Source organism: Actinophytocola sp. (genome assembly GCF_035712165.1).
GTDB lineage: Bacteria > Actinomycetota > Actinomycetes > Mycobacteriales > Pseudonocardiaceae > DASYTH01.
The window spans coordinates 1-6641 of sequence record NZ_DASTBH010000052.1; the positions used below are offsets into that span (position 1 = coordinate 1).

Here is a 6641-nt window from a genome sequence, read left to right on the forward strand (position 1 = left end):
CGATGCGGGCGACAAGGTGGGGCCGGTTCGTCGTGCGGGTGCGGATCACCGCCCGGGCCGCCGGCGGCCTGCTGGTCGCCACCGCGGTGACCGACGCGGTCGAGGTCCGGGTCTACCCCCGGCCCGCGCCGCTGCGGACCCGGATCCGGCCGGGTGAGCCACTCGCCCGGCTGGGTGTCCACATCGGACGGAGCCGGGGCGTCGGGCATCCGGAGTTCGCCGGCATCCGGCCGTACCTGCCCGGCGACCCGGTGATCAACCTGAACTGGCTGGCGACCTCCCGGTTGGGCCGCCCGCACGTCACCGAACGGCTGGCGGCGCGCGGCGCCGACGTGCTGACGGTGATCGACACGACCACCCCGCCCGGGCTGGACGCCGCGGTGCACGGCGCGACCGAGGTGGTGCGGGCGGCACTGCGCCGCGGGGACCGGGCCGGCGTGCTCGCGCTCGGCGGCGGCGCCCCGCGCTGGCTGGCGCCGGAGCCGGGCCGCCGGCAGTTCTACCGGATCGTGGACCTGGTCCTGGACGCCAAGAGTCCGGACGCGACCGGGGCCGAGATCCGGGTGCCCCGCGGCCTGCCGCCGCGCAGTTGGGTGATCGTGTTCAGTCCGCTGCTGGACGCGCGGATCTGGCCGGTCATCGCGGGCCTGTACGCGCGCCGGCATGCGGTGGTCGTGGTCGACGTGCTGCGCCGGCCGAACCGGCCGCCCGACCCGCTGATCGAGCAGGTCTGGCGGTTCGACCGCGAGGTGCTGCGCCGCGACCTGGCCGGCACCCGCATCCCGGTACTGGCCTGGGCCGACGGCTGCGGGCTGGACGAGGTGCTTGCCGCTAGCCCCGTTTCCGTGCCACGCCGGCGAAACCGGGAAAACGCTCCGGATCCTCGGTGAAGTAGCTGATCCCGTCCGGACGCCACAGCGGCAGCGTGACCACGCCCGGTTCGACCAGTTCGTAGTGCTCGAACAGGGCGGCGATCTCGTCCCGGGAGCGCAGCACCACCGGGTTGGCGGTGTTGGCGTAGACCGCCTCGAACCGTTCCAGGAACTCGCGCGGCTGGCCGGTCATGCTCATGTGCGACAGGGCCAGGTAGCTCCCGTCCGGCAGCGCGTCGCGGTAGCGGGTGAGGATGCCGGCCAGGCCGTCGACGTCGGGCACGAAGTGCAGCACCGCAACCATGAGCAGGCCGACCGGCTCGGAGAAGTCGATCACCCGGCGGAGGTCGGGCGACTCCAGCACCGCGTCGACGTCACGCAGGTCGGCGTGCACGAAGGCGGTCCGCTTGTTGCCGGCCAGCACCGACTGGCCGTGGGTGACGGCGACCGCGTCGATGTCCACGTAGGCCACCCGGGTGTCCGGTTCGATCTGCTGGGCGATCTCGTGCACGTTGCCCGAGGTCGGGATGCCCGAACCCAGGTCGATGAACTGGCGGATCCCCGTCTCCACCAGGAACCGGACCGCCCGCTGGAGGAACGCCCGGTTGGTGCGGGCCCCGGCGATGGTGGCCGGCAGCGCCGCGATGGCCCGCTCGGCGGCCTCCCGGTCGACCGCGAAGTTGTGGGCTCCGCCCAGGTAGTAGTCGTACATCCGGGCCGCGCTGGGCTGGTCGAGGTTCACCTTCGGTGGAACACCCTCCGGCCAACTGGTTGCCTGATCCATGGACCCCCGTCCCCGTTAGAACTTTGCGAGTAGATCTATACATTGGGTTACTTGTTGACCATACTGCCGCAATGCCATGGATCAACCTACGCCCGGCGGCAGTCGTGACAGCCCTGGCCCTCACCGCGGCCACGGTGTTGCTCTCGGCGAGCCCCGCGAGCGCCTACGCCAACGCGTTCTTCCACACCCAGAGCAGCGGCAACCGCGGGGTGGACGTACGGGCCATCCAGTACCTGCTGGTGCACAACGGTTTCTCGGTCGGCTCGGGCGGCCCGGACGGCGTGTTCGGGCAGGACACCGGAAACGCGGTGCGGTCGTTCCAGTCCGCGCGCGGACTGGACGCGGACGGCATCGTCGGGCCGAACACCTGGGCCGCGCTGGTTCCGGTGCTGCGGCAGGGTGACAGCAACCAGGCGGTGCGCGCCCTGCAGGTCGAGCTGAACGAGAAGCGCCGGCTCAGCCTGGCCGTCAACGGGGTGTTCGACGCGGCGACCAACACCGCCGTGCGGAACTTCCAGCAGCACGCCGGGATCGGCGTGGACGGCATCGTCGGCGCGGTCACCTGGCGCAACCTGGTGTGGCACTACGCCTACCCGGACTTCTCCAACATCTGCGACCAGGACCCGGACGGCAACGGCACCGCCGCCAACTGGGCCGCCGGCGCCGCCTGGGGCCAGCTGGAGCGGGCGGCCGCGCAGTTCACCGCGACCGGCCAGGGCCGGGTTCCGCTCGGCGACGCCGGGTTCGAGCACGGCGGCGACATCCCCGGCCACGCCAGCCACGAGAACGGTCTGGACATCGACGTCTGGCCGATCCGCACCGACAACGGCCAGTGCACCGCCGGCCGGATCACCTGGCAGTCGGCCACCTACGACCGGGCCGCCACCCGGCAGCTGATCAACCAGATCCGCGCCGCGGCGCCGGGCCACGTGAAGTTCATCTTCTTCAACGACCCGACGCTGATCAACGAAGGCCTGACGACCAGCCAGGCCAACCACGACAACCACCTGCACGTGCGCTACTGCGAGCGGGTCCACCCGAACAGCCTCTACGTGTGTTGATCATTCGCGCGGTCTGATCAGGCTGGCCGGCCGGACCGCCGCCGTCCCGAACCGGTTTCGGGCCGCGTCGGCGGCCTGGTCGGCGTCGCGCCAGCCGCGCTCGGGAGCGTCGAGGGTGAGCTGTTCGGCCGCACCCTCGCCGAGTTGCTCGACCCGCACGCCGATCAGCCGGACGGCGCCGGGCGGGGTCTGCTCGTCGAGCAACTGGCAGGCGGTGCGGTAGATCTCCTGGGTCACGTCGGTGGCCACCGGCAGCGTGCGGGACCGGGTGATCGTGGTGAAGTCGCCGAACCGCACCTTGATCGACACGGTGCGGCCGCGCAGGCCCCGGCCGCGCAGGCTGGCCGCGGTGCGCTCGGACAGGCGCAGCAGCTCGCGCCGGACCGCGCCGCGGTCGGCCACGTCGACGTCGAAGGTCTCCTCGGCGCCGATCGACTTCTCCGCCACATCCGGCTCGACGCCCCGGTCGTCGTGGCCGTTGGCGAGCGCGTGCAGGTGCTCGGCGACGGCCACGCCCAGGGTGCGGCGCAACCGGGGCAGCGGGGTGGCCGCCACGTCGCCGACCCGTTCCAGCCCGACCGCCAGCAGCCGCTCCGCGGTCCGCGCCCCGACGCCCCACAGCGCCGAGACCGGCAGCGGGTGCAGGAAGGCCAGCACCTCGGTGCGCGGCACCACCAGCATCCCGTCCGGCTTGGCCAACCCGGAGGCGAGCTTGGCCACGAACTTGGTCGGCGCCACGCCCACCGAGCAGGTCAGGTCGTGCTCGGCGGCCACCCGCCTGCGCAGCTCGGCGCCGATCTCGGCCGGGCGCAGGCGCAGCCGGCGCAGCGCCCCGCTCACGTCCAGGAACGCCTCGTCCAGGCTCAGCGGCTGCACCAGCGGGGTCAGCTCGCGCATCGCGGCGAACACGGACCGGGACACCTGCTCGTACTTGTGCCGGTGCGGCGGGAGGAACACCGCCTGCGGGCAGAGTCTTCTGGCCCGCGCGGCCGGCATCGCCGAGCGCACCCCGAACACCCGGGCCGGGTAGTTCGCGGCCAGCACCACGGCCCGCGGGCCATTGCCGGCGACCACCACCGGGCGCTCGCGCAGCTCCGGGTGTTCGCGGAGCTCCACCGAGGCGAAGAAGGCGTCCATGTCGACGTGCAGGATGGGACAGCCGGTGTCGTCCGGCCAGCTGTCCGGCCCGACCCGGTACTTGTCCACCAGCCCCCGCGGCAGGTCACCGCTGCGTCCCACGGGCACAGCATGCCAGGGGCGTCCGACAGTTACTTGCGGGCGATGGCGTGCAGCCGGGTGGCGACGTCGCGGAGCGGGGGCAGGGTCGACACCCGGAGCTCGAGGTCGGCTAAGGCGTCGGCGGCGCCGGGGTTGAGCTCCAGGACCGGGCCGGGGACCACGTCGGAGAACACGCCGCTGCCCTGGACCAGGTGCACGGTCAGGCCGGCGTCGACCAGCAGCCGGCGCAGGCCCTCGGTGTCGAACCGGCGCAGCAGGGACTCGCCGGACAGCTGGCCGTCCGGGTCGTCGAGCAGGTCGCGGGCGTCGGTGAGGCGGCCGGCCAGGACCCGGTGCAGCACGGCGGCGAACCGGTTGGCGACCACGACCGACACCGCGCCACCGGGAGCCAACGCCTCGGCCATCGCGCTCACGGTGTTCTTCGGGTCCTCGACGACCTCGAGCAGACCGTGCGCGAGCACCATGTCGGCGCTGCCGGCGGGCACCAGCTGGCCGAGCACGTCGGCGTCGCCCTGCTCGGCGGTGATGCGCTCGGAGACGCCGGCCTCCTGCGCCCGGCGGTGCAGGGTGGCCAACGCGTTCGGGTTGGGCTCCACCACCGTCACCGCACAGCCGGCCGCGGCCAGCGGAACGGCCAGCGTGCCGCTGCCCCCGCCCACGTCGAGCACCCGGGGCGGGCTGCCGGCCCGGCGCTGCCGGGCGGCGACCAGCTCGACCTCCAGGGCGCGGCGAACGGCATCCAGTCGCATGCGCAGAGCGTAGGACCGTAGGGTTCTGCTCGTGCGAACGGTGGCGGTGCTCAGCCTCAAGGGTGGGGTCGGCAAGACCACCGTGGTGCTCGGACTCGCGTCCTCGGCGATGCGCCGCGGTGCGCGCACGCTGGTCGTCGACCTCGACCCGCAGTGCAACGCGACCGCGACGCTGGATCCGGCGGACACCGGGACGACCATCGCGGAGGTCCTCGAGACGCCACGGCCCACCGTGCTCCGGGAAGCCATCGCCCACAGCGGCTGGAGCGACGAGGTGGACGTGCTGGTCGGGTCGGAGGAGCTGGAGTCGCTCAACGACCCGGCTCCCGACGCGCGCCGGCTCGGCAAGCTGGGCCGCGCGCTGGAGGCGCTGTCGTCCCTGCTCGCCGAGGACGAGCTGCCCTACCAGCTGGTGCTGCTGGACTGCCCGCCGTCGCTGGGCCGGCTCACCCGCTCCGCCCTGGTGGCCGCGGACGGCGCGCTGCTGGTCACCGAGCCGACGCTGTACGCGGTGTCCGGGGTGAACCGGGCGTTCGACGCGGTCGAGGAGACCCGTGACGCGCACAACCCGGACCTGGTGCCGCTCGGCGTGGTGGTGAACCGGGTCCGCCCGCACTCCTACGAGCACCAGTTCCGCATCGCCGAGCTGCGGGAGAGCTTCGGCTCGCTGATCATGCCGGTGGCCCTGCCGGACCGGCTCGCGGTGCAGCAGGCCCAGGGCGCGTGTGTGCCGATCCACAAGTGGACCACCCCGGGCGCCCGCGAGGTGTCGCTGGCGTTCAACCTGCTGCTGGCCCGGCTGCTGCGCACCGGAGGCCGCGGCCGGCACCAGGCGGTCAACTGGCCGGAGCACGACGAGATGAACGGCTGAACCGGTGCCCGAGGGCGACACCGTGTTCATCACGGCCCAGCGCCTGAATGCGGCTCTGGCCGGAAAGGTGCTGGTGCGCGGGGAGGTCCGGCACCCCCGGCTGGCCACCCTGGACCTCGCCGGGCGGACCGTGCTGGAGGCCCGAAGCGTCGGCAAGCACCTGTTCGTGCGGTTCGACCGCGAGCTCAGCCTGCACAACCATCTCGGGATGGACGGCGCATGGCGGTTCGTGGCGCCGGCCGCGCGGCTGGGCCATCAGGTGCGGGTGGCGCTGGCGACCGCGGACACCATGGCGATCGGGGTGAACCTGCTCCAACTCGCCGCCGTGCCCACCGGGGAGGAGGGCCGGCTGGTCGATCACCTCGGGCCGGACCTGCTGGCCGCGGACTGGTCGGACGGGCACGCGGCCGAGGCGGTGCGGCGGCTGCGCGGCGCGCCGGACCGGGAGATCGGCGTCGCGCTGCTCGACCAGCAGGTGCTGGCCGGGGTCGGCAACGTCTACAAGGCCGAGGTGTGCTTCCTGCTCGGGGTGTCGCCGTGGACCCCGGTGTCCGAGGTCGACGCGGAGCGGGCGGTCGAGCTGAGCCGGGACCTGCTGCTGCGCAACACCACCACCTTCGACCGCAGCACCACCGGGCACAACCACCGGGACCGGCGGCTGTGGGTGTACGGCCGCACCCGCTCCGGCTGCCTGCGCTGCGGCGGCCGGGTGCGGGTGGCCAACCAGGGCCCGGACGCCCGGGAGCGGATCACCTACTTCTGTCCTGCCTGTCAGCCCGGACCCCACCCGTAATCAGTTGTCGATCCACCTCCCGCCGCATAAATTGGGCGGTACACGAGAGAGGAGGTGGTCCAACGGTGAATAGCTATAGGACTCGTGAGGTGGCTGTCCGCTAGGACCACCGATCGGACAAATATGGGTTGGCCGACCTCGGTGGTCGGCGAATACCAGGCAGTCACCCAACCCCCGGAGTCTCTGGGACCTAGTCCGCCCCAGGGCCTGTGGTTCGCCACAGGAAGCGCGCTCCGGGGGTTGTCCTATTTCTCGTCCAGTGCGGCCAGCCG

At 72.8% G+C, this 6641-nt stretch carries 7 protein-coding genes; 4 read left to right on the top strand and 3 right to left on the bottom strand.

From position 1 onward, the window contains the following. Nucleotides 1-890, top strand: an 890-nt coding sequence (locus VFO68_RS02480) for a DUF58 domain-containing protein (RefSeq protein WP_325156474.1), incomplete at its 5' end; no start/stop codon positions are given. Here the strand turns inward: VFO68_RS02480 and VFO68_RS02485 are convergent. After that, on the bottom strand, nt 832-1614 hold the full coding sequence (locus VFO68_RS02485) for an SAM-dependent methyltransferase (protein WP_325156475.1): 783 nt from the start codon (nt 1612-1614) through the stop codon (nt 832-834). The two genes, VFO68_RS02480 and VFO68_RS02485, sit on opposite strands and share 59 nt — an antisense overlap. 146 nt (nt 1615-1760) lie before the next feature. Between VFO68_RS02485 and VFO68_RS02490 the strand changes: the two genes are divergently transcribed. Further along, nucleotides 1761-2717 (top strand): penicillin-insensitive murein endopeptidase, encoded by a 957-nt coding sequence (locus VFO68_RS02490; protein ID WP_325156476.1) that lies wholly within the window; start codon nt 1761-1763, stop codon nt 2715-2717. On the opposite strand, the gene dinB is transcribed toward VFO68_RS02490, so the two are convergent. Both dinB and VFO68_RS02500 read right to left on the bottom strand, forming a co-directional pair. Continuing rightward, nucleotides 2718-3956 carry a DNA polymerase IV gene (dinB, locus tag VFO68_RS02495; RefSeq protein ID WP_325156477.1) on the bottom strand — a complete coding sequence of 413 codons (1239 nt, stop codon included), beginning with the start codon at nt 3954-3956 and terminating at the stop codon, nt 2718-2720. It lies immediately after the preceding gene. Nucleotides 3957-3985: 29 nt separating this feature from the next. Beyond that, nucleotides 3986-4705 (bottom strand): class I SAM-dependent methyltransferase, encoded by a 720-nt coding sequence (locus tag VFO68_RS02500; protein ID WP_325156478.1) that lies wholly within the window; start codon nt 4703-4705, stop codon nt 3986-3988. Between the two features lie 31 nt (nt 4706-4736). On the opposite strand from VFO68_RS02500, the gene VFO68_RS02505 reads away from it, so the two are divergent. Continuing rightward, on the top strand, nt 4737-5576 hold the full coding sequence (locus VFO68_RS02505) for a ParA family protein (RefSeq protein WP_325156479.1): 840 nt from the start codon (nt 4737-4739) through the stop codon (nt 5574-5576). Between the two features lie 4 nt (nt 5577-5580). Then, nucleotides 5581-6369 carry an Fpg/Nei family DNA glycosylase gene (locus VFO68_RS02510; protein ID WP_325156480.1) on the top strand — a complete coding sequence of 263 codons (789 nt, stop codon included), beginning with the start codon at nt 5581-5583 and terminating at the stop codon, nt 6367-6369. Nucleotides 6370-6641: the final 272 nt, after the last annotated feature.